Source organism: Streptomyces sp. NPDC048523 (assembly GCF_043199815.1).
GTDB lineage: Bacteria > Actinomycetota > Actinomycetes > Streptomycetales > Streptomycetaceae > Streptomyces.
Genome location: NZ_JBICWQ010000001.1, coordinates 1211293 through 1231512 on the forward strand (window position 1 = coordinate 1211293; position 20220 = coordinate 1231512).

The 20220-nt window shown below is 67.5% G+C and carries 20 protein-coding genes and 2 pseudogenes; 12 read left to right on the top strand and 10 right to left on the bottom strand.

The window, feature by feature from the left end; genetic code table 11:
- Positions 1-250: 250 nt before the first annotated feature.
- The 3 genes from ACGFWE_RS05525 to ACGFWE_RS05535 all read right to left on the bottom strand — a co-directional run bounded on the left by ACGFWE_RS05525 (position 251) and on the right by ACGFWE_RS05535 (position 2286).
- The gene (locus ACGFWE_RS05525; protein ID WP_393598037.1) at positions 251-487 is read right to left on the bottom strand and encodes a hypothetical protein; all 237 of its coding nucleotides are present in this window, start codon (positions 485-487) and stop codon (positions 251-253) included.
- A 254-nt stretch (positions 488-741) separates the two neighbouring features.
- Positions 742-1758, bottom strand: coding sequence for a hypothetical protein (locus ACGFWE_RS05530; protein WP_393598039.1), 1017 nt, complete (start codon positions 1756-1758; stop codon positions 742-744).
- A gap of 12 nt (positions 1759-1770) precedes the next feature.
- The gene (locus ACGFWE_RS05535) at positions 1771-2286 is read right to left on the bottom strand and encodes a hypothetical protein (protein ID WP_393598041.1); all 516 of its coding nucleotides are present in this window, start codon (positions 2284-2286) and stop codon (positions 1771-1773) included.
- Between the two features lie 777 nt (positions 2287-3063).
- On the opposite strand from ACGFWE_RS05535, the pseudogene ACGFWE_RS05540 reads away from it, so the two are divergent.
- The 3 genes and pseudogenes from ACGFWE_RS05540 to ACGFWE_RS05550 all read left to right on the top strand — a co-directional run.
- A pseudogene (locus ACGFWE_RS05540) lies at positions 3064-3171 on the top strand (restriction endonuclease); the annotation flags it as partial.
- Positions 3172-3623: 452 nt separating this feature from the next.
- Positions 3624-5390, top strand: a complete 1767-nt coding sequence (locus ACGFWE_RS05545) for a DEAD/DEAH box helicase family protein (RefSeq protein WP_393598043.1) — start codon at positions 3624-3626, stop codon at positions 5388-5390.
- Entirely contained in the window at positions 5387-6919 is a 1533-nt protein-coding gene (locus ACGFWE_RS05550) for a hypothetical protein (RefSeq protein ID WP_393598045.1), read from the top strand. The genes ACGFWE_RS05545 and ACGFWE_RS05550 overlap by 4 nt, the downstream gene beginning before the upstream one ends.
- 216 nt (positions 6920-7135) lie before the next feature.
- Here ACGFWE_RS05550 and ACGFWE_RS05555 read toward each other — a convergent pair whose 3' ends face one another.
- Positions 7136-7405 carry a hypothetical protein gene (locus tag ACGFWE_RS05555; RefSeq protein WP_393598047.1) on the bottom strand — a complete coding sequence of 90 codons (270 nt, stop codon included), beginning with the start codon at positions 7403-7405 and terminating at the stop codon, positions 7136-7138.
- Here ACGFWE_RS05555 and ACGFWE_RS05560 point away from each other — a divergent pair.
- From ACGFWE_RS05560 to ACGFWE_RS05570, 3 genes are all read left to right on the top strand, one after another.
- Complete coding sequence (locus ACGFWE_RS05560) at positions 7404-7781, top strand: hypothetical protein (protein WP_393598049.1); 378 nt, start codon at positions 7404-7406, stop codon at positions 7779-7781. The two genes, ACGFWE_RS05555 and ACGFWE_RS05560, sit on opposite strands and share 2 nt — an antisense overlap.
- Positions 7778-9409 (top strand): UvrD-helicase domain-containing protein, encoded by a 1632-nt coding sequence (locus ACGFWE_RS05565; protein ID WP_393598051.1) that lies wholly within the window; start codon positions 7778-7780, stop codon positions 9407-9409. Before ACGFWE_RS05560 ends, ACGFWE_RS05565 begins: the two co-directional genes overlap by 4 nt.
- Positions 9410-9535: 126 nt before the next feature.
- A complete protein-coding gene (locus ACGFWE_RS05570; protein ID WP_393598053.1) occupies positions 9536-9799 on the top strand; it encodes a hypothetical protein in 264 nt (87 codons plus the stop codon).
- Positions 9800-10080: 281 nt separating this feature from the next.
- Here the strand turns inward: ACGFWE_RS05570 and ACGFWE_RS05575 are convergent, their stop codons facing one another.
- Entirely contained in the window at positions 10081-10815 is a 735-nt protein-coding gene (locus ACGFWE_RS05575) for a flavodoxin family protein (RefSeq protein ID WP_393598055.1), read from the bottom strand.
- Between the two features lie 280 nt (positions 10816-11095).
- Positions 11096-11887 (bottom strand): MBL fold metallo-hydrolase, encoded by a 792-nt coding sequence (locus ACGFWE_RS05580; RefSeq protein WP_393598940.1) that lies wholly within the window; start codon positions 11885-11887, stop codon positions 11096-11098.
- A gap of 92 nt (positions 11888-11979) precedes the next feature.
- Between ACGFWE_RS05580 and ACGFWE_RS05585 the strand changes: the two genes are divergently transcribed.
- Entirely contained in the window at positions 11980-12588 is a 609-nt protein-coding gene (locus ACGFWE_RS05585; protein WP_393598057.1) for an ABATE domain-containing protein, read from the top strand.
- Positions 12589-12657: 69 nt separating this feature from the next.
- Here the strand turns inward: ACGFWE_RS05585 and ACGFWE_RS05590 are convergent.
- The 4 genes and pseudogenes from ACGFWE_RS05590 to nhaA all read right to left on the bottom strand — a co-directional run.
- A pseudogene (locus ACGFWE_RS05590) lies at positions 12658-12738 on the bottom strand (transposase); the annotation flags it as partial.
- 931 nt (positions 12739-13669) lie between these two features.
- Positions 13670-13966 (bottom strand): hypothetical protein, encoded by a 297-nt coding sequence (locus ACGFWE_RS05595; RefSeq protein WP_393598059.1) that lies wholly within the window; start codon positions 13964-13966, stop codon positions 13670-13672.
- 115 nt (positions 13967-14081) lie between these two features.
- Complete coding sequence (locus tag ACGFWE_RS05600) at positions 14082-14351, bottom strand: hypothetical protein (protein ID WP_393598061.1); 270 nt, start codon at positions 14349-14351, stop codon at positions 14082-14084.
- A complete protein-coding gene (nhaA, locus tag ACGFWE_RS05605; RefSeq protein WP_393598063.1) occupies positions 14351-15676 on the bottom strand; it encodes a Na+/H+ antiporter NhaA in 1326 nt (441 codons plus the stop codon). Before nhaA ends, ACGFWE_RS05600 begins: the two co-directional genes overlap by 1 nt.
- A 436-nt stretch (positions 15677-16112) precedes the next feature.
- On the opposite strand from nhaA, the gene ACGFWE_RS05610 reads away from it, so the two are divergent.
- The 5 genes from ACGFWE_RS05610 to ACGFWE_RS05630 all read left to right on the top strand — a co-directional run bounded on the left by ACGFWE_RS05610 (position 16113) and on the right by ACGFWE_RS05630 (position 20165).
- A complete protein-coding gene (locus tag ACGFWE_RS05610; RefSeq protein ID WP_393598065.1) occupies positions 16113-16598 on the top strand; it encodes a cation:proton antiporter regulatory subunit in 486 nt (161 codons plus the stop codon).
- A 6-nt stretch (positions 16599-16604) separates the two neighbouring features.
- Positions 16605-17858, top strand: coding sequence for a cation:proton antiporter (locus ACGFWE_RS05615; protein ID WP_393598067.1), 1254 nt, complete (start codon positions 16605-16607; stop codon positions 17856-17858).
- Positions 17859-18106: 248 nt separating this feature from the next.
- Positions 18107-18454 (top strand): STAS domain-containing protein, encoded by a 348-nt coding sequence (locus tag ACGFWE_RS05620; RefSeq protein WP_393598069.1) that lies wholly within the window; start codon positions 18107-18109, stop codon positions 18452-18454.
- Between the two features lie 156 nt (positions 18455-18610).
- A complete protein-coding gene (locus ACGFWE_RS05625) occupies positions 18611-19846 on the top strand; it encodes a cation:proton antiporter (RefSeq protein ID WP_393598071.1) in 1236 nt (411 codons plus the stop codon).
- Positions 19833-20165 (top strand): hypothetical protein, encoded by a 333-nt coding sequence (locus ACGFWE_RS05630; RefSeq protein ID WP_393598073.1) that lies wholly within the window; start codon positions 19833-19835, stop codon positions 20163-20165. The genes ACGFWE_RS05625 and ACGFWE_RS05630 overlap by 14 nt, the downstream gene beginning before the upstream one ends.
- Positions 20166-20220 lie beyond the last annotated feature (55 nt).

Consider the following 20220-nt stretch of genomic DNA (forward strand, 5'->3'; position numbering starts at 1 on the left):
CCGTGATGGATGGGCGAACGGCACCGTGAGCACACCGTGCCGAGGATGCTGCGGCACATACGCGATGACGTCCCTCGCCGGAGTGCGCGGTGGCTTGCCCGTCGTGGTGCCGGGAAGGGGCTGCCCGTGTCGTACGCCGCCGGCAGCCAGGTGCTGCTCCCGGTTGGCAAGGAGGCCACGAACTCGTGGTTGACGCTGCGGGCAAGTAGACGCCGTGGTTGTCGACTTCGGAGCAGTAGCTTTCCCTTTCCTACTTCCGGTCGACGATGGGAGTGAACTGGTCGACGTAAACCCTCGGAACCTGCGGAACCGGACCCATGGCTTTTGAGCCGATCACCGCAACATCCCGCCCGGTTTTTCCCGGAGGGACGTCCTGAAGCCAGAACCGGTTGTACGCGGTCCATCCCTTCCCGTCAGCGATACTGATCTGGACCGAGTACGTCGCCTTCCGCTCGTAGGTATTGGCTACCTCGATCTCAGTACGCACACCGCTGCTTGCTGGTGTGGCACGCACGGTCAGTTCTCCGTACTCCAAGACGCGGGTGCGGCCTTCGGAGTGCACCGAAGGCACAGGTGATGGACGCGCTTGCGGACTGTTCTGTTCCGCGCTCGGAGTCACCGGCCGCTGAGAGACGGGGGTCCGGTCAGCGGATGCGTCCGTACACCCGGCGGCCAGCAGGCACGCCGCCATCAGGGACAGTGCCCGGACCATGCGTGGTCCGGGCACTACTGCGCGAGCCTTCACTGGGTCGAAGCCGCCATCTGCTTGCGCGCGGCGGCGATTTCCTTGCCGTGCTGTTCCTTGATGCCGGTCAGTTGGCTCTGGTTGTCGGCGATCTGCTTGTCCTGGATTACGGCCTCCACGCCGGACCAGATCTTCACCAGATCCGTCTTCGTCTTGCAGTCGATGTCGTCGACGGCCAGAGCGATGGATTCCGGCGTCGGCTTCCCATCGCTGGTGACCCCTTGGTCCATCGCCTTGTACGGATCGGCAATTCCTGAGTGTCCCTTGCCGTCCATGCATGAAGACCACGCGGCGATGGCCTGGATGACCTTGTCGTCCTTCATCGACTGCATCAGGCTGTCCCCGGCGAGCTGCGCCACGAACGTCGGGTCGGTTTCCCGCACGCCGAGTTGGCCCTTGGACCAGCCGATGCAGCCGCCCGTCTTCAGCTTCTTCCCGTTGTATTCCGCCCGAGCGGGCTTGGTGCCCTGGCCGGGGGCGGCGAGCGGCTCTCCGGCCTTGACGTCCTTGGGGTTCTCGGGCGGTTGAGGCTTGGTGTGGCCGGTCAGCACCTCGACCTCGACACCGGACAGGTCACGCATGGTCTGCGTGGTGTGCTCTTGCAGCGCGGGGGGGAGCTCGTAGCCGTACTTCTCGGCCTCGGCCCGGTCAGTGATGCCATAACGGCGTTCGATGTTGGCGTCGTTGTCACTGGGGGGCGGGTTGGCGCCCGCTCGCGGCAGCGTCAGGTCAATGCCGTAGTCCTTCATACAGGACTGCTGAAGATCGCTGGCGGCTTGCTCGACGGCGACCTGGTCCTCGTAAGAGGCCATGTACGCCTCCAACGGAAGGGTCAGACCCTTCGTCAGGCCACTGGTGGGTATATTTTTGGGCCAGTTTTCCTTGTTCACGATCGGTCTGCCGTCAGCCGCATTCTGCGTGGTGTGCGGGCTCGTGTTGGAGGAGCAGGCGCTGACCAGGAGAGCTGAAGCGGCTAGGGCGACGGCGGTGGCGGTCCGCTTGATGTGCTTCACGCGTGTTCCTTCCTATGAGAAGTGAGATGAGGCGTTGTTGTTCTTCAAAGCGGAGATCAGGTCGGTGATGTCGCAGTCTCCGTAGGGCCCGTTCTTCGCGAAGTACTGAGAAGTGCCGCCGTAGCCGGAGTTGAAGTACACGCGGTAGTTGTCGTCTGGGGCACAGTTCTGCACAGACGCCGCGTTGTTCTTCATGTACTGGCCGTTGCCATTGCCGCCGTTGCCGAAGACATACCGGTAAGTCGTCTCCGAGGATCCCTGGTATGCGCTGGTGCCCCAGTGGTCGTCCACATTGCCGTAGAACGTCGTGTACGCCGACTCGATAGTGCCATTTTGGATGGCAATGGCCTTCGAGTTGTAGAACAGCCACAGATCACCGTAGGAGCAACTGATCCATGGGACATCACAGTTGTCGGTGACGTTGTTGGTGGCCGCCTGTGCGGGTGCGGCGCCGGACAATAGCGCCGCACCCGCAGCAAGGACAGTTCCGGCCGCGGCCACCTTGATTTGAACAGACTTGACTCTCATGGTCCCCTCCCCTTACCGGCGCCTCCACCGGCGTCGGTGACACGATGTCAATAGCAGCCTGCACGGGCCGACTTGCCTATTGCGAAGATCCACAGACGGCTGAGAAGCTACCACCCTCCTATGCAAAGAGGGGTACAAGTTTTCGGCATGAGGGAACCCAGTGTGTGTGAGAGCCATCGAGGACACATCCGCCAGCCCTTCAGCTCGCCGAGGCCGACCACCCAACAACAACTCCCTTGGCCTTACGGCGATCTGAGAGCGCGTACGCCATCTTGGGGTCTTTCGGCAGTCGGTACAGAAGTCCTGCGTGCGCACGCACATTGAACGCCCCAGTACTGCGGCGGCACGACGCTCTCCCACCACCTGCTGGACGCTCTCGGCCGTCCCCGCGTACAGATCGCCGCGCGCTGCGAGGGAGCAGCACGGCCGCAGAATCTCACCTCACCGACCTGTACGCGTACGTCTATCTCCAGGCCCGCGAGATCGACCGGCAGGTCGTCGGCCACCTGGACTCCTGGTTCGAGCCCAAGCGCAAAGAGCTCTTCCGATTGATGTTCGCGCTGACCGACAGCGTGCTGCGGGAGCTCAAGACCACTGCGAGCCAGCTCACGGACAGGCTGAAGGCCCGACCCGCCGAGCATGACAACGTCGGCCAGTTCCTCTCGTCCTCGGATCCCGCAGCGATGACGAGCTACGGGCCGAACTCGTACAGCTGCCGCGACACTCTGGCGTGGGCCGAGTCCGCTGTGGGCAGCCTCCGCACCGAGCTGGGGGAACGGCCGCCGAACCTTCGCCGAGGTGGATGCCATGACCGGCACCGAGTTCGAGGAATTGGTCGCGAGCTTGTGCCGCCGTGACGGGTGCACCGAGGTCCGGCGGGTGGGCACCGGAATGCGACCAATGTGCGGCAAGTTCCCAGGTCAGCGCCTTGCGCCTGAGATGCCGTCGTTTTCAGACACGCGGTTTCGCCACCAGCAGCGTAACCCGGGAAACTGGGTCTGACCTGCACGGATACTGCACCCGACTACACCCGACTACACCCCACTTCACGCGCGTATGCGACCACAGTGCGACCAGCACTGTGCACACTGCCGCGCCGGTCGGGGGTGACGTCGTCGTGACGGAGCACCACGAAAGCCCGGCGGGTGCGGCTCTTTCGTAGGGGATGACACGGAAGGGCCCAACCGGGAGCGGTCAGCCGGTTCGCCACCAGTACCTCGATCACCCGCCCGCGAATCCGGTGGCCGCAGCCCGTCGACGATCCCCGCGACGTCCAGCCGACGCAGCCATCAGCGTTCACCGGCCCCTCCGTGGCCCCGGCTCGTTACCCTCCCTATGTGACACTCGATGCCAGGCGAACATTCACACGCCAGGAGACCTGGCGCGCATGGCAGTTGCAGGGCCGTGTCTGCCATCTCTGCAGGCGCGATATCCCCTTCGATCTGATGCAGGGCGACCACATCGTGCCGTGGAGCCAGGGCGGACGGACCAGCAGCGAGAACCTCCAGGCGATCTGCGGTTCCTGCAATCTCCGCAAAGGCAACACAGCGCAGTCGGTCGTGGATGTCCGCTTCTCCGCCGGCCTGCTCAACCCGAGCACGGCGCCCTTGCGGCCATGGCAGGCCGAAGCTATGCCAATCGTCCTCTCCCTGCTGGGCCGTGAGCCCGTTCTCGTCGAAGCGTGCCCGGGCGCGGGCAAGACGCGCTTCGGCCTTGAAGTGGCTCATGAGCTGGCGACTAAGGGGCACATCTCACGTGTGCTCGTTGTCGTCCCCTCATTGGCGATCGCGGACGGTTGGGCGCGCGCGTGCTCGGTGGCAACGCCGGGGGCGCCGACGCTGCCGCTGCGGACGCAACGTGACTGGCGGGCCGTGGACCCGATTGGGGATGGATGGCTTGGAGCGATCATCACTTACCAATCGCTCTTGTCGTCCACCGAGATGTTCTTGGCCCACGCGACGGATCCCGGCCAGCGGACGCTGGTCATCTTCGACGAGGTCCACCACGCGGGCGCCGACGCGGCCTGGGGTATCGCGGCCCAGGAGGCATTCGCAGCGGGCGCGTGGGGGATCTTGTCGCTCAGCGGCACTCCATTTCGCACAGTTCGCGACCCGATCGCGTTTGTACCCTCAGAGGGGGGCAACGCCCGCCCCCACTACCGCTACTCGTACGATCAGGCCATCACCGACGGGGCCTGCCGGCCCGTGCAGTTCGTCGAGGCTCGCGGCGAGACGACCTTCCGGACCTCTGATCACCGGACCCACTCCGTCACCTTCGACGACACAGATGTGACGCAGATCAGAGAACGGGGCCGCCTTCGCGCCGCGATCGAGTGGATCGATGACGGCTCGATCGCCGAGCGGATGCTGATCGATGCCAACCAGTATCTTCTCGGCCTGCGACAGCGCGGAGACACTGATGCCGCCGGTCTCGTCGTGTGCATCGACTGCGATCACGCGGCCCGAGTAGCCGGCCACATGGCTTCCCGGGTACTGGATTTCCGTCCGGTCGTCGCCTGCTCCAGGCTCCATGACGACAACGATCCCGACCCAGCCAACGCCATCCGGGTGTTCCGCGCCTCCCATGATCCATGGATCGTCGCGGTGAACATGGTTTCCGAAGGAGTGGACATCCCCAGGCTGCGGGCCGTGGTCTACCTGACGAACCGTCTGACCCTTCTGTCGTTCCGGCAGATCGTCGGACGGGTGGTGCGCACGGACCCGGCGAACGTCGACGATCACGGGCGGGTCTATCTCCCAGCGGATCCCCGACTGCTCGGCATGGCTCGGCGCATCACTGAGAACGTGGACCTGCTTCCGCCTCCTCTCGTCCTCATCACGGACGGAGAACGTGCCCTTCGGGTAAGCAACGGAAACGGAGGTGAAGCCAAGGGCTCGTTCGAAGCACTCAACACGGTCGGCGAACAGGGGGGCGTGTTCGACACCGACGGACGAGACTCACACGCCGATCTGGTGGCCTGCGCACGACTGTTCATCGAACGCGAAGGCTTGACCGGCACGGACCCCGAATCCCTGGCCCTGGCAGCCAGCGACGCGCCGGAACTGCGCCAAGCGCTGCTCGCCCTGCAGCACGGGCCACGATGAGCGATCACCAGCACGCTGACCCCACCAGCCCGACGATCATTCTCATCGGCGGGCCGATGACCGTCGACGACGGCTCGTCGCTGGACTCGCGCCAGCCGGTAGCCGAAGACCCCACCTCGCATGTGACGCATGCGAGTCTCGCAAGCTCTCTGCTCTGGTGGCTGACGGCATCCTCGCTCGTCGGTCGCCTCCTCGACTCGGCAGGCGAATCCGCATTTGCCCTACTGGTCGGCCAGCGCTCGGTGGTCCAGCTGCGCCACGACGGGAGTTTGCGCCGTACCGGTCTTCGCGCTGTACTGCCCGGCGGCACGACAGAGCTGGAGCTGATCCGTACGTCGTTCGACGAACCACTGCCGAACAGCTATACCGAGGCGCACAGGCTCGAAAGCTGGGACGGCACTGTCATGGGAACCGTGGGGTTCAAGACCAATACCCCGAGCCGCCGATGGCGTTTCCTCAAAGGAAACGAGTTCTACCTCGACAAGGCCGGAGAGAGAATCGGAGCCGCGGCTCTCATCGACACGAGTGAAACACTCACCCAAGGCGGCGATCTCCTCCCGGACCGGTATGCAGCCTTCGAGCAGCGACGTCTCAAGGGGGATAACAGCATCCTCGTCATGCCACATACCCACCGCAGCGAATCGCTGGTGCGCGGCTATCTGGCATGGGTGCGTGGCGGTCGGCCCGCTGCCAAGAAGATCTCCGCTCCGGTCACGACGTGGGATCCGACGGCTTTGCCGGATCCGGTCCACTACACCTGCCCCGTTCCAGTCGAGGCGCAGTTCGGTGTCACGGGGCTGGTGCAGGACGGCGAGTGGCGTGATCCATCGGATCTCGAAGCCGCCCGGGTGCTGCTTCAGGCACGCTACGACCTGAAGATCGGCATCTGGGATCTCGTGGGAAATCCGACGCTCAGGAGCGCGCTGCTGTCGTCCGCCCCGCAAGCACCGGCTCCGGAGGAGGTCGCTGCCGTTCCCGCTGGTGCGGCCGAACGCTCGCAGAAGCGGGTCGCTGCAAGAACTGCCCAAAGAGCCGAGGCCGAGCGTGCTCTGGATCAGATCGCCGCGTCTTTTGGGCCATTGCAGGCTCTGGGCTGGAAACGTCCCGCAGAAGGACGAGGCTTCATGCGCCTGCCACTAACGGACGACTATGCACGTTGGCCGGGGGACGATCCTTTCCCCCTGGTCCAACTGGAGTTTGAGATCAGCAAGCGCCAGTCGTCGGTGAGTGCGTTCACCATCTTGTACAACCAGGTTGACATCTCACAGTACGTCACAGACCGGCGTGAAATCTTTGAGAGCATCGCCGTTCCGGATCGCTGTCAGCTAGGCAACTCACGCCCGGTCCTGTGGCGAGCGCTCGGCGGCTGGGCCGACGACGTAGATTGGCTGCAGCGGACTACCGTTCTAGCGGAACACACTCGTCGCTGGCGTGCAGCGCTGCAGGATCTGTGCAGCCAATGCAGACACGCGCATGCGAACAAGTTTCAGAGGGCCCAACACCCTTTTCATGACAGCGAACCCCCATAGATTCGCCATAACCGGAGAACTCATCGACGCAGCAATGGTGTCGGGCTGATCGACCGCCCGATGTGCTGACGCGACCGTCGGCGGGCTACTGGTAGACGGTGGTGATCGGCGCGGAGACACTGGCTCCGCTGCCGGGGGCTGCGTAGGAGACGGTCCACAGCGCGGCTGTCTTGGTCGGGTAGCCGTACGGGTAGCCTCCGTTCTCGCAGCCGTAGTTCAGGCGCTGTCCCGCGAGCCTCGCGGTGCCGCCACCGCGAACGAGCAGCGGGCGCCGTTGCTCAGGACGAGGGTGATCGGTTCGATGGCGGGTCCGCCCCGCATGTGGTTGTTGTTGCCGGGAAAGCCCTCGGCGACCGACAGCTCGACCATGCGGTCGGGGGCTCCGTCCAGGCACAGCGCGCTGGTGTCCGAGGGATCGGAGTCCGGAGAGAAACAGGGGTCGAGGATCCGGTCGCCGGCGGTGCAGCGCCAAGCGTCGGTGCGCATGGTGGATTCGGCAGTCCCGAAGCAGGAGCCGCTGGCCCGGTCGGTGACGGTGATGCCGGTTGCGGGGGTACCGCCCGGTGACCAGGAGGTGCCCGAACAGCCAGGCGGATTCTTCGGCCGCAGCTTCGAGGACGCCTTCATCATCGCCAACGCCGCTGTCCTCGCCGACAACATCTCCGGCCTCGCTCTGAAGGGGCACTTCGACCGCACTGTGGGCGAACACCCCACCGAGGCAGCAATCGCGACGCAGGCTTACCAGATCGCGGAGAACCTCCGTGACCACAAGACAGACTTCGCCTTCGACGCCATGCTCCTGGACGGCTGGAAGGTGCCCCGGTACATCGACGAGGGCCTGCAGTGGCTGACACTACCGTGAAGACGACGATCGACAAGGTCATCGGTGAACTGGAAGCACGGCGTAGCTTCCTGGTGGAGGCCGGCGCCGGCGCGGGCAAGACGACGACACTGGTCGAGGCTCTGGAGCACAGTCTCCGGAGCCAGGGTGCGGAATTGGCGAGCAAGGGCCGTCGCATCGCATGCATCACCTTTACCAACGTGGCCAAACGCAAGATCGCCGACCGGATCCACGACAACCCGCTCGTGGCGGTTGCAACCATCCATGAGTTTCTCTGGGAGATCATCAAGGGATTCGGAGCCGAGCTGTGGCAGCAGATCATTGAATATAACGATGCTCTGCCAACACCCGAGGATCTCAGCGAGCTCAGCAGCCCTCGGCCGCCTGTCCAGTACGTCGACCGGCGACGGCGCCTGGACCGGGGGGAGATATCCCACGACGAGGTCATCGACCTCGCGCTGCGCATGGTGATCCGGCATCCCAAACTCACGCGTCTCATCGCCGATTGCTACCCCGTTGTCTTCGTGGATGAGTACCAGGACACCTCCCCCAAGACGATCCGCCTGCTGCTCGACCACCTCGCCGGGGCCGGCCGCCAGTCCTGCGTCGTTGGGCTGTTCGGCGACTCCATGCAGAAGATCTACGCCACGGGGCAGGGCGCCGTTGTGCACTCCAAGCTGACGGTCATCACCAAGCACGAGAACTACCGCTGCTCTCCCCCGGTTGTCGCCGTACTCAACAAGATCCGTCCCGAGCTGCAGCAGGAAGCGGTGGGCGAGCACACAGACGGGGAAGTGCACCTCTTCCTCAACTCCGCCCTGCCCGCTGGCCAGGCACGCCTGGGTGCGGCTCGCCTGCAGCTCGCCGAACTGGGCTGGAGCGACGACACCACCAGCTACCTGATGCTCACCCACCGAGGGATTGCGGGAGCCCTGTCCTACGGTGCCCTTCTGCAGCAGTATCAGATCCTCGGCTCTCGAGGTCGCGACAAGCTTCTGGACAATGACGAGCCCTACATCGAATATTTCAGCCGGGTCGAGGCTCTCTGTCGTGCCTTCCACGCGCTCGACTACGCAGAGCTCACAAGCCTTTTGGTGGCAGGACGGACCACCATCACAAGTCACACCGACAAGCAGCGGATCGCAGCCGACATCAGACAACTGACCACGGTGCGAGAGTCCGGAACAATCGGTGACGTACTCGACCACATGGCTCGGCAGCACCTTCTGTCAGTGCCCCGCAAGCTCAGCGACCTCGAACGCCGACGGAGGTCTGAAGACCTCGAAGGCTACGACGCAAAACTAGCCGAATTCTCTAACGCCCTGCGGAAAGTCCCCTACCAGGAAGTCATCCGCTTCATCGAGTACCGCGAGCAGCTCACCCCGTTCCACACCCAGCATGGAGTCAAGGGCGACGAGTTCGACAACGTCATCGTGATCATCGACGACGGGTCGTGGACCCAGTACAACATGGGCAAGATGCTCACAGGCCGTGACCTCGAGAAACGACTGGAGCGATCACGCAACCTCTTCTACGTCTCGTGCTCCAGAGCCCGCCGTGGCCTCGCAGTCGTCTTCCTCACCGACGTCCCCGACGAAGCCCTGCCCAACGCCTATGACTGGTTCGCGTCAGGCACCGTGCATCCTTGACCCCGAGGAAGGGTGCGAGCGCCTCGACGGGACACAGAAGGCCGCAAGACGGAGACCGCCCAGGTCGAGCCGTCCGTTCCGCCCGCGCGGTGACCTGACGGACACTCCGGAGAAGAAGGGCCCCGCATGAGCAGGCTGCTGGAAGCGGTGTGTGCGCTGACCTTGGGGGTCCTCGTTGCGCTCCTTGTATGGGGCGCTGACCATGACGCCATGCGGATGGCGTGGCGGGAGGGCGAGCTGAGCGGTGTGACGGTTGTGTTCGTGGCGGCGTGTGCGCTGTGGCTGGTGCTATGGCGCAGGCGTACCGGGCGCGGCCGGCTGGCATGGCCGCTTGTGGTGCTGCTGTGCGGTGCGGCTGTTGCGCTGGTCATGGCGGCCATGGCCGGTTGACCGGCACAGGCAGGTGTGGCTTCCCGTTCTTGTGGGCGGGGAGCCCCACTGGCGTTTCGGGCTAGGGCTGTCGTTAAGGATCTTGACAGGAGGAGCAAGGTATCCCGTGCCTCACGGCCGCTGTGTCGCCGACCTGGTCCGATTCCGGGGCGTCACGCCTGCGATTACAAGGCCGCCTGGAAACCGCCCCCTGACGCGAGGCCAGAAGCTGTCCAACGCCCGGTGCTTGGGCGCCGGGCTTGTAGTCGAATCGGCGAGAGCCCCGGACTTCCCGGTCTGGCTCAGCGGTGCTCGGGGTTGTCTGCCCCCGGCCGACAGCCGGCGTCCCACTCCGTGCGCTGGTTGCCGTGGGCGGGAATGCCTCCAGCGCGTTTGAGCATGGCCGCCAGGTGCATCAGGTTCCAGGTCATGAAGCTGGTGTTGCGGTTAGTGAAGTCGTTCTCCGGGCCGCCGGAGCCTGGGTCCAGGTACGAGGGCCCGGGCCCCGCCGCTCCGATCCAGCCCGCGTCGGCCTGCGGTGGGATGGTGTAGCCGAGGTGCTGGAGGCTGTAGAGGACGTTCATGGCGCAATGCTTCACGCCGTCCTCGTTGCCGGTGATGAGGCAGCCGCCGACGCGCCCGTAATAGGCGTACTGGCCTTGGGAGTTGAGGAGGCTGGAGCAGCTGTAGAGCCGCTCGATGGTTTGTTTGGTGACCGAGCTGTTGTCGCCCAGCCAGATCGGTCCGGCCAGCACGAGGATGTCCGCGGCCATCACCTTCTCGTACAGCGCGGGCCAGGCGTCGGTGGCGAAGCCGTGTTCGGTCATGTCCGGATAGACACCGGGAGCGACGTCGTGGTCGACGGCACGGATCTCGTCGGTGGTCACCCCACGCGCGTCCATGATCGCCCGGCTCTTGTCGATCAGCCCTTGGGTGTGGCTGAGCTGGGGGGACGGTTTGAGTGTGCAGTTGATGAAGAGCGCACGCAGGTCGTCGAAACGGTAACTGTGCTCAGTTGGCGAGTGCGGTGCTGCCATTGAGGCCTCCGGGAGGAGAGCGGACGGGGCGAGGGAGGCGGCGGCTCCGCGCCGTCCCGGCGGCAGCGTCTCGCGGAATGCAAGCGTTGTCCCGCTGCGACGCACCGGCGCGCGGTGGTTTCCCCTGGTACCCGAGACCGTCGTCCGCCCGTTTCCCACCTTGAAGACAGCCCGGGTGGCGCAGGGGACGCCGCGAGGGGTTGCTCCCAGGGTCGGGGCTCGGTGTGCGGGGAGCCCCGACCCTGGCACGGGGTCTCGGTTCCTGAGCTGCGGTCCGGGCTCAGGCGCGCTGCGCCCAGTCCTGGTCGAGGCGGTCGGTCAGGCCCGCGGCGGCGAAGGCTGCCTCCAGCTCGTCGCGGCCCTCGGTGAAGTGGGCCCAGCTGTCGTGGTGGACCGGGACGACGCGGCGGGCGTCAAGAATCCGGGTGGCCTCGGCAGCCTGGCCGCTGTCCAGGACGACCGGTCGGCCGTCGAAGAGCATGGGGAAGCTGGGTGCTCCGGCGAACAGGAGGGCGGTGTCGATCGGGGCGAAGCGGTCGGCGATCTCCCTGACCGCGTCGAGCGAGGCGTTGTCGCCGCTGACATAGACCGTCGGCAGGCCCTCGCCCGTCAGGACGAAGCCGACGACCTGGCCGGCGAAGGGCTCGATCTCCTCGCGCGCGCCGGGGCCGTGGATGGCAGGGACCCCGGTCACAGTGATGGTGCCGCCGCCCGGACGCTCCAGCTCGATCGACTCCCCGTCGGCCAGGCCCTTGGCCTTCCCCCCGAGGCGCTTGCCGCCGCCGGGAGTGGTGAGGGTGAGGGGGACGTCCGCGAGCAGGGCGCGGCCGGAGGTGTCGAGGTTGTCGGCGTGCTCGTCGTGGGAGAGCAGGACCACGTCGATGGGGCCGAGGTCGGCGGCTGTGGTGGTGGAGGGGGCGGTCTTGGTCAGGGTCGGGCCACCGGGCGAGGCGTAGTCGCCGGGGCCGTCGAAGGTCGGGTCGGTCAGGAAGCGCAGGCCGCCGTACTCGAACAGGGCGGTCGGACCACCGAACGTGCGGACCGGGAACTGGCTGGCGTTGGACTGGGACATCACGTCTCCGTTTCTCACGAAAAAATCCTGCGGTTAACGTGATTCAGGCTAGGCAGGCATCACGGAAAAATGCAAGCGCTACCATGAGAGGCATGGACGACACCCTGACCACCGACGTGGCACTGACCGCTCTGCCCCCGGCTCCGGGTGCCGACCGGTACTGCTCCCTGGACTTCGCCGACACCGCCGCCACCCTGCCCGCCGGCCAGAGCTACGACCTGCTCGCCGCCCCGGAATCCGCCATGCGTTGGCTCGCCGCCCACGACCTGACCACCCCGGACGTGCAGCTGTACGAGGTGTGCGCACAGCGGATGCGTACGCTGCGCGCCCACATCCGCGCCCTGTTCGCCGCCCGCGTCGACACCACCACCCCGCCCGAGGAGTCCCTGCGCGCGGTGAACGAGGCCCTCACGGCCGTGCCCACCGCCCCCCTCCTCGCCTGGGACGGGGCCCGGGGGCTGCGCCGCGTCCAGGCGCACCCCACCGACCAGGCCGTCAACCACGCACTGGCGACCCTCGCCGCCGACGCCGCCGACCTGCTCACCGGTCCCGACGCCGACATCCTCGCCGCCTGCGGATCAGCCCCTTGCGACCGGTTCCTCCTGCGCACCCACGGTCGGCGCCATTGGTGCTCCACACGCTGCGGCGACCGTGCCCGCGCCGCCCGCGCCTACGCCCGGCGCGGCGGCGCCTCGGGCTGACGCACCACCCCCAGGGCCCTCATGCGGACCACCCGGCGGCCACGCGAAACATCTTCAGCAGGCTGCTTCGCGGGTGCGGAGTCGTTTGAACTGGTGCAGCCAGGCGAAGGCGCGCTCGACGACCCAGCGCGCCTTGCCCAGTCCGGAACCGCCCGTATGTGCCATGTGCCCCCGCCTTGGCCAGGGATCGGGCGAACCCGTGCTGACGGGGATTACGGGGCACTGATCTTGTACGGATCACGGTCGTACGCCGCCTTGCCCGGGACGACGACGCGCGTTCAACGTGGAGGACGACAGCCCTGCCACTCGGGGGCAACAGGGTGGTCATGATGAACACGCCCACAGAGCATGCGAGCGCGAGTCATCACTCGGTACTGGTGGTCCTGCGCGCGCTGCCAGGGATGTCCGGGACTGCTACGCCTCCTGCCCCTGCGGGTCACACGCGTACCCGATCCGCAGGAGCTGTGACAACAGGTCGGCGCGGCGCAGCAGCGGTTCAACCACTTCCTGCGTGACGTGTACGCGTTTCCCGGCGGGCAGGCCCCCGATGGGGGTCTCACTGTGCCTGCGGAGGCGCGCTATGCCGTCTGAATCGTCCCGCCATACAGCCATTCCACGTGCCTCCTTGCCGAACGGACCAGCGCGGATCTCAGCCCCGCTGGCGCGTCTCGGAGCGGGCCGCGTGACCTGTGGTCTCCCTCTGCTCCTGGGACACCTGGTGCCCGGAAAGAAGACAGCTCATTCTTCCCGGAGGTTGCGCTGTCCCCGCCGAGCACCACTCGCCACGAGGATTCCCCCTCCCTCGGAGGCCGTAGTCATGAGGTGCTTACGTGGCCCCTTCTCCTCCGACGGTTGAGGCCGTGACGGCGCCAGCTGCGGAGCGTGATCCGCCCGGACCTCCAACGCCGCCGCAGCGAGTCACCAGCCTCCCCCAGAACGACGAGAAAGGCAGACGAGGCGGCGCACTGTCCGAGTGAGGCGGGCTGGTCCAGTGCCCGGCCCAGGAGCCAGAGACCGAGACCAATCAGCATCCACCAGACGGTAAGGGAGAAGGCGAGGCGTGACAGGCGCGGCCTGCCGGTCAGTGAGCGACGTTCCGGGCCCGGCGCGGAGCGAGGGCGGCATACGTGCAACCCGCTGCGGCCAGGACGACTGCGGCGGCCATAGCCACCACGATGGTCACAGGCGGTGCCTCGGCAAGGTGCGGGATCGTGGTGAGAGGGGCGACGGCGTAGAGGCCGAGAAGGGCCCAGCCGCGCGGACGCATGGGGGCAAGCCGATGCCGCAACCGGTGCGGCATCCGGCCGCTGACCAGCGCGAGTCCTGCCGGCAGCAAGGTGAGGGAGAAGAAAACGAGACCAGTCCAGTGCCAGGTCATAGAGGCAGCGCTCCAATGCGTGTGCGGGCGGCGCGGGTCGACGCGGGCGAGCGGCGGCGATCGTCCGCGGGGCCGGTGGCCGACGCGGCCGGGCCACAGGGCGTCGGCGGTGCGGTCATGGGCGGTTCCCGTCGCGGTGGACCAGGTGAGCGGTGAGCGCCCCAATCAGCAGGGCCCAGGCCGCAGCAGCGGGCCCGGCCTGGTGCCAGCCGAGCAGGACTACGGCCGCGGCTGTCGTCGCACCTGCGGCCACGGCGCGGCGGCTGGCGGCGAAGGCCCACTGCTCGCGGGCGCTGCCCGGGTGCCTGAGCTCACCGACGGCTGTCCTGATCACCAAAGCGGCGGCCACGATCGCCGGCGCCAGCAGCGAGGAGTCGGCGGCCATCAGCGGGAGGTCCCGTCAGAACGGTCCGCACCGGCTGGTGTTGCAGTGGCCTGCTGGTAGATGTCGGGGATGCCGTCGGCGTCCGCGTCGGTGTTCTCCTCCTCGTACAGGCGCCGGTAGATCCGGTTGCGGCGGCGCAGGAGAAGCGCGGCCAGGAGGGCGGAGGCCAGCGAGGCGATGAGGACCGCAGCCTTGACGTGCTCGCCCGCGGTCTGCGGGAAGGCGAGCTCACCGACAAGCAAAGCGACCGTGAACCCGATCCCTGCCAGGGCAGCGAGGGCGAACACGTCGGCCCAGGCCAGGTCCGGGTTGAGCTGCGCACGGGTGAAACGGGCCGCGAGGTAGGTGCCCACGAAGATCCCCACCGTCTTGCCGAGCACCAGGCCCACGACCACGCCGAGCGGCTCCGGGCTGGAGAACACCTCCCCCAGGGCACCCGTGGAGACGCTGACACCGGCGGCGAACAGCGCGAACAACGGGACCGCGACGCCGGCGGACAGAGGGTGCAGCAGGTGCCCGGTGCGCTCACTAGGCGATGCACTCTCGCCCTCGTCTCGGGTAGCGCGCAGGAGCAGGCCCATGGCGACGCCGGCGAGGGTGGCGTGGACGCCGCCGTTGTACATCAGCGCCCAGATCGTGACCCCGAGCGGGAGGTACCACCACCAGCCGGTCACCCTCAGCCGCTGGAGCAGGTAGAAGACGACGAGACCGGCGAGGGCCCCAGCCAGCGCGTACGGGTTGAGATCGGCGGTGAAGAAGACTGCGATCACCAGGATCGCGCCGAGGTCGTCGACCACGGCAAGGGTGAGCAGGAACGCACGCAGCGCCGCGGGCAAGTGGGTGGAGATGACCGCCAGAACAGCGAGGGCGAAAGCGATGTCCGTGGCCATCGGCACCGCCCACCCGTCCATGCTGCCGCCGCCAAGCCCAGCGGTGGCGGCGTAGAGGGCTGCGGGGACCGCCATGCCGCACAGGGCTGCGATGACAGGCAGCACGGCGGTTGCCGGGCTGCGTAGCTCGCCGACCACGAGTTCGCGTTTCAGCTCGATCCCCGCGACAAGGAAGAACACGCTCAGCAGTCCGTCCGCGGTCCAGTGCCCGAGCGACAGGTCCAAGCCGAGGGCGGAGATGCCGAAGTGGACGTCGCGTATCTGTGCGTAGGCACCGCTGAAGGGGCTGTTGGCCCACACCAGGGCCACTACAGCGGCGGCCAGCAGGATCAGGCCACCCACCGTTTCCGTCCGCAGAGCACGGGCGACGGCCTGCCGCTCCGGGAGCGGGAGCACACCGAGGAACAGCGAACGGGACTGCGGGGCGTCGGCCATGACAGGCGAACCTCCGGGGATCGGCGACGAAGGGCCCACGGCCCCTTCCACGCCGACCAGACTTCCCGGCACACCCCGCGCCACTTGACGCGTTCTTTGCACTCTATCCGTTTCTGGGGCCCGTACACCCCAGTGCAGAGGGCAATCGGTCATCTTTGCCCCCTGGTCCTCAATCACCAGCACGGTGACGAGTTCGCGCGCCGTCCCGGACGGCCGGCCTCGCGCGCGTCAGCACGTGGGCGAAGGAGACGGCAGCGAATGGCACCCCTGCCAGTCGGGCGTCCCCTCTGCTGGGCGGATGGCGATCGCTGGAAGAGGACCGCTTCCGTCCGGCCGCCTAGGATGAAGCGCACAGGCTGGACCTGGGCGCTCGTCAGCGCGACCCCCGCACGCGAGGCACAGGAACATTGCTCACGCCGAGAGAAGGGGGACAGCCATGGGCGCACGACGCCTCAGCAGTACGCCGTTGCCGGGTATCGGGGTCCGCTATGACCTGACGACGCGGGAGAACCGCCGGCTGTCCGTGGTCGCGCACCGCGACGGGCAGCGAACGATCAGCGCGTACCGCAAGGACGACCCGGACGCGTGCGCCCTGTCCGCGCGGCTGACCTCGGAGGAGGCCGCCACCCTCATCGACGCGCTGATGCCTGCCCACCACACCCCGAACCTGCTGTCCACCACGGACCTGGGGCTGGTGGCCGAGCGCATCGCACTGTCGGCCACGTCGCGCTGGAACGGGCGCCTGCTGGGCGAGACCCGGATGCGTACCGAGACCGGCGTCTCCATTGTCGCCGTGCTGCGCCGGGCCGAGGCGATCCCCTCCCCCACGCCGGACTTCCGGCTCGCCGGCGGTGACACCCTCATCCTCATCGGCACCCGCGAAGGCGTGGAGGCTGCCGCCGCGATACTCGGGCGGGAGTGAGCGGCCATGCACTCCTCCGCCGTCTTCCTGATCGAGTTCGGCTGCATCATCCTGGGCCTTGGCCTGCTGGGCCGGTTCGCCGGACGCTTCCAGTTCTCCCCGATCCCGCTGTATCTGCTGGCCGGGCTCGCGTTCGGCAACGGCGGGCTGCTGCCGCTGGGCACCAGCGAGGACTTCGTCGCCGTCGGCGCGGAGATCGGCGTCATCCTGCTGCTGCTCATGCTGGGCCTGGAGTACACCGCCAGCGATCTGGTCTCCAACCTCAAGACGCACTACCCCGCCGGGCTCCTCGATGCCGTCCTCAACGCCCTGCCCGGCGCAGCCATGGCGCTGCTGCTGGGCTGGGGCCCGGTTGCCGCCGTCGTGCTGGCGGGGGTCACCTGGGTGTCCTCCTCCGGCGTCATCGCCAAGGTCCTGGGCGACCTGGGCCGCCTGGGCAACCGGGAGACCCCGGCCATCCTGAGCATCCTGGTCCTCGAAGATCTGTCCATGGCGGTCTACCTGCCCATCGTCACCGCCCTGCTGGCCGGCGCCGGCCTCGCCGCAGGCAGCGTCACGCTCGCCATCGCACTCGGGGTGGCCGTCCTCGTCCTGGTCCTCGCAGTCCGCTACGGCCGCCACATCTCCCGCTTCGTCTCCAGCGACGACCCCGAGAAGCTGCTGCTGGTGGTCCTCGGGCTGACCCTGGTGATCGCCGGGCTGGCCCAGAGGCTGAACGTGTCCGCCGCGGTGGGTGCCTTCCTCGTCGGCATCGCCCTGTCCGGCGAAGTCGCCGAGGGCGCCCACAGTCTGCTGGCGCCGCTGCGTGACCTGTTCGCGGCGGTGTTCTTCGTCTTCTTCGGCCTGCACACCGACCCCGCCAGCATTCCGCCCGTCCTGGTGCCCGCTCTGGCCCTGGCCGTCGTCACCGCCCTGACGAAAATCGTCACCGGCTACTGGGCCGCCAAACAGGCCGGCGTCGCGTCCAGGGGGCGCTGGCGGGCCGGCGGGACCCTGGTGGCTCGTGGCGAGTTCTCCATCGTGATCGCCGGGCTCGCCGTCACGGCCGGCATCGAGCCCTCCCTCGGCCCCCTCGCCACGGCGTACGTCCTCATCCTGGTCATCCTCGGCCCCCTCACCGCCCGCTACACCGAGCCCCTGGCCACCCGCCTGCTCCGACAGCGCCTCCGGCGCCCGGGCCCGCCACTCCAGGAGGCGCCGCCTGCGCCGCCGCACACGTACGAGACCATCGACGACCAAGACGCCGTCGGCCACGCCTGACCGATCGGGCCCTGGGCCCGCCTTCGGCGACGAGAGGTGAGGCGGCAGAGCCCGCAGCCGCCGTCGGCCCGCGCTCCCCGGCGGCGACCAAGCCGACGCGCACGTCAGCTGTCTCCTTACGCCTCCACAGGACTCCGATCGTCCCCCAGGGGGCGCAGAACAGGCACCCCAGCCGTGCTCCCCATATGCTTCCCACAGGTGTGCCGGGAAGTCTGGTCGGCGGACATCCGCCTGCCCCGGAGCCGCCCATGCACTTCTTCCGCTCGCGTCACCGCCGACAGCAGCGCCACCCGCGCGCTTACGAGGTGGTCCGGCTGCGCGGCGACCTGGACGCCCGCAACGCTGAAGCGACCGGTCGCCGCCTGGTCGGGATGGTCGGCGCAGGGCCTGACATCCTGGAGATCGACCTCGGGGGTGTGAATTACCTCAGCCCGGACGGCTGCAGGGCGCTGCTCATGGCCCTTCGAGCCGCCCGGGCACACGGCACACGGCTGGTCATCACCAACGCGAACGACCGGGCACGCCGGGTCCTGCGCCAGATCGGCATCACCCGCGCGCTGGCTGCCGGAGCGGACGACGGCACATCGGCAGGCTGAGAGTTTCTTCCGGAATCCGGCAGTGACCGCCTGGTCAGAGTGCGCGTTGGTGACCTGTCAGTGCCGCGTACGGAACGTGTAGGGTTCCCAGCGGTGTGCCGGGAAGCCTGGTCGGCGTTGGGGGACAAGTCTCTTCGCTGATCGGGGGTTCAGGTCATGGTGCTCGTTGTGGTCTTCGGGGTGGCGCTGCTCATCGCGGTGTTGCTGTCAGGGCTGGCTGCCCGCACCGTGCTGTCGACGTCCTTCCTGTTCCTGGTCGGCGGCGCTCTCGTCAGCGACGGTTTCCTGGGGCTGATTCACATCACCCCCGACAGCGAGATCGTGTCGGTGACGGCCGATCTGGCGCTGTTCGCGGTGCTGTTCACCGACGGCATGCACGTCTCGTTCCCCAAGCTGCGCGCGAACTGGCGCAACCCGGCCCGCGCCCTCGGACTCGGCATGCCGCTCGCGTTCGTCGGCATGGCCCTGATAACCCACTACCTGGTGGGCCTGGACTGGACCACCTCGTTCCTGGTCGGCGCTGTACTGGCGCCGACCGACCCGGTGTTCGCCTCGGCGATCGTCGGCCGCAAGAAGGTCCCGGCGAAGCTGCGGCAGCTGCTGAACGTGGAAAGCGGCATCAACGACGGGCTCGCCCTGCCGGTCGTCCTCGTCCTGATCGCCGCCGCTGGGCCGACCTCCGGGCACGCCGAGGCGTCGCTGGGGAAGATCGCGCTCGAGCTGGTCCTCGGGCTGGCGTTCGGTGTCGTCCTGCCGTTCGTGGTGATCGAACTCGTCCGGTTCCGGCTGCTGGGCGCCGAGCCCAAACTGCAGCCGCTCCTGCCGCTGGCCATCGGCGTCATCCTGTACGCGACGTGCCACCTGACGCACGCCAACCCCTACCTCGCCGCGTTCTCCGCGGGTGCGGTGCTCACCGCGCGCTCCCTGGAGGCGAAAGAGGCGTTCGAGCCACTCGGCGAGGCGTTGGCGGAACTGGCCAAGTTCGCGGCACTGCTGGTCTTCGGCGCCCTGCTCACCCCGCAGCTGTTCGGAGACCTGTCCTTCGGCGGCTACGTCGCCGTGGTCCTGGCGATCGTGCTGATCCGGCCGGCCTCGCTGCTGCTCTCGCTGCTCGGCACCCGGTTCGACCGACGGGAGAAACTGGTCGCGGCCTGGTTCGGACCGAAGGGCTTCGCGTCGGTGGTGTACGGGCTGCTGGTGCTGCAGGCCGGGATCCCGCAGGGCGAGAAGGCGTTCACACTGATCGCCGTGTGCATCGCCTTCTCGATCATCGCGCACAGCTCCACCGACGTGCCGATCGCCCGGCTCTTCGACGTCGAGGACCTCGCCGGCGTACCCGGCGGCGACGAAGCACCCCCTGGCACCAAGGAGGCTGGCCATGTCGGCGCATGAACTCGCGGAGCCCTACCCGTACGTGTCCACCGCCGCGGCGCTGGTGCTGGCCGAGCGCAGGCTGCCCGCATTGCTGGTCGTCGACCGGGACGACCAGCCGTACGCCATCGTTCCCGGATCGCAACTCGTCAGATGCCTCGTGCCCGAGTACGCGTACGCGCTGGCGGATCATCTGCCCGCGGCCGGGCTCGAGGGCCGGGACCTCGACGAGGTGACGGGGAGGGCCCACCGGACGCACGGTCGCGACGGGTGTCCCCCCTGCTCGAACGAAGTTGAGAGCTTGGGGAAGGTTGCCGCGTCGCCTCGAACGCAGCGGTAAACAAACTTGGCTGGTAGGCGCCGTGACGGCCGCCCGCCTGAGGGAACGACTCATC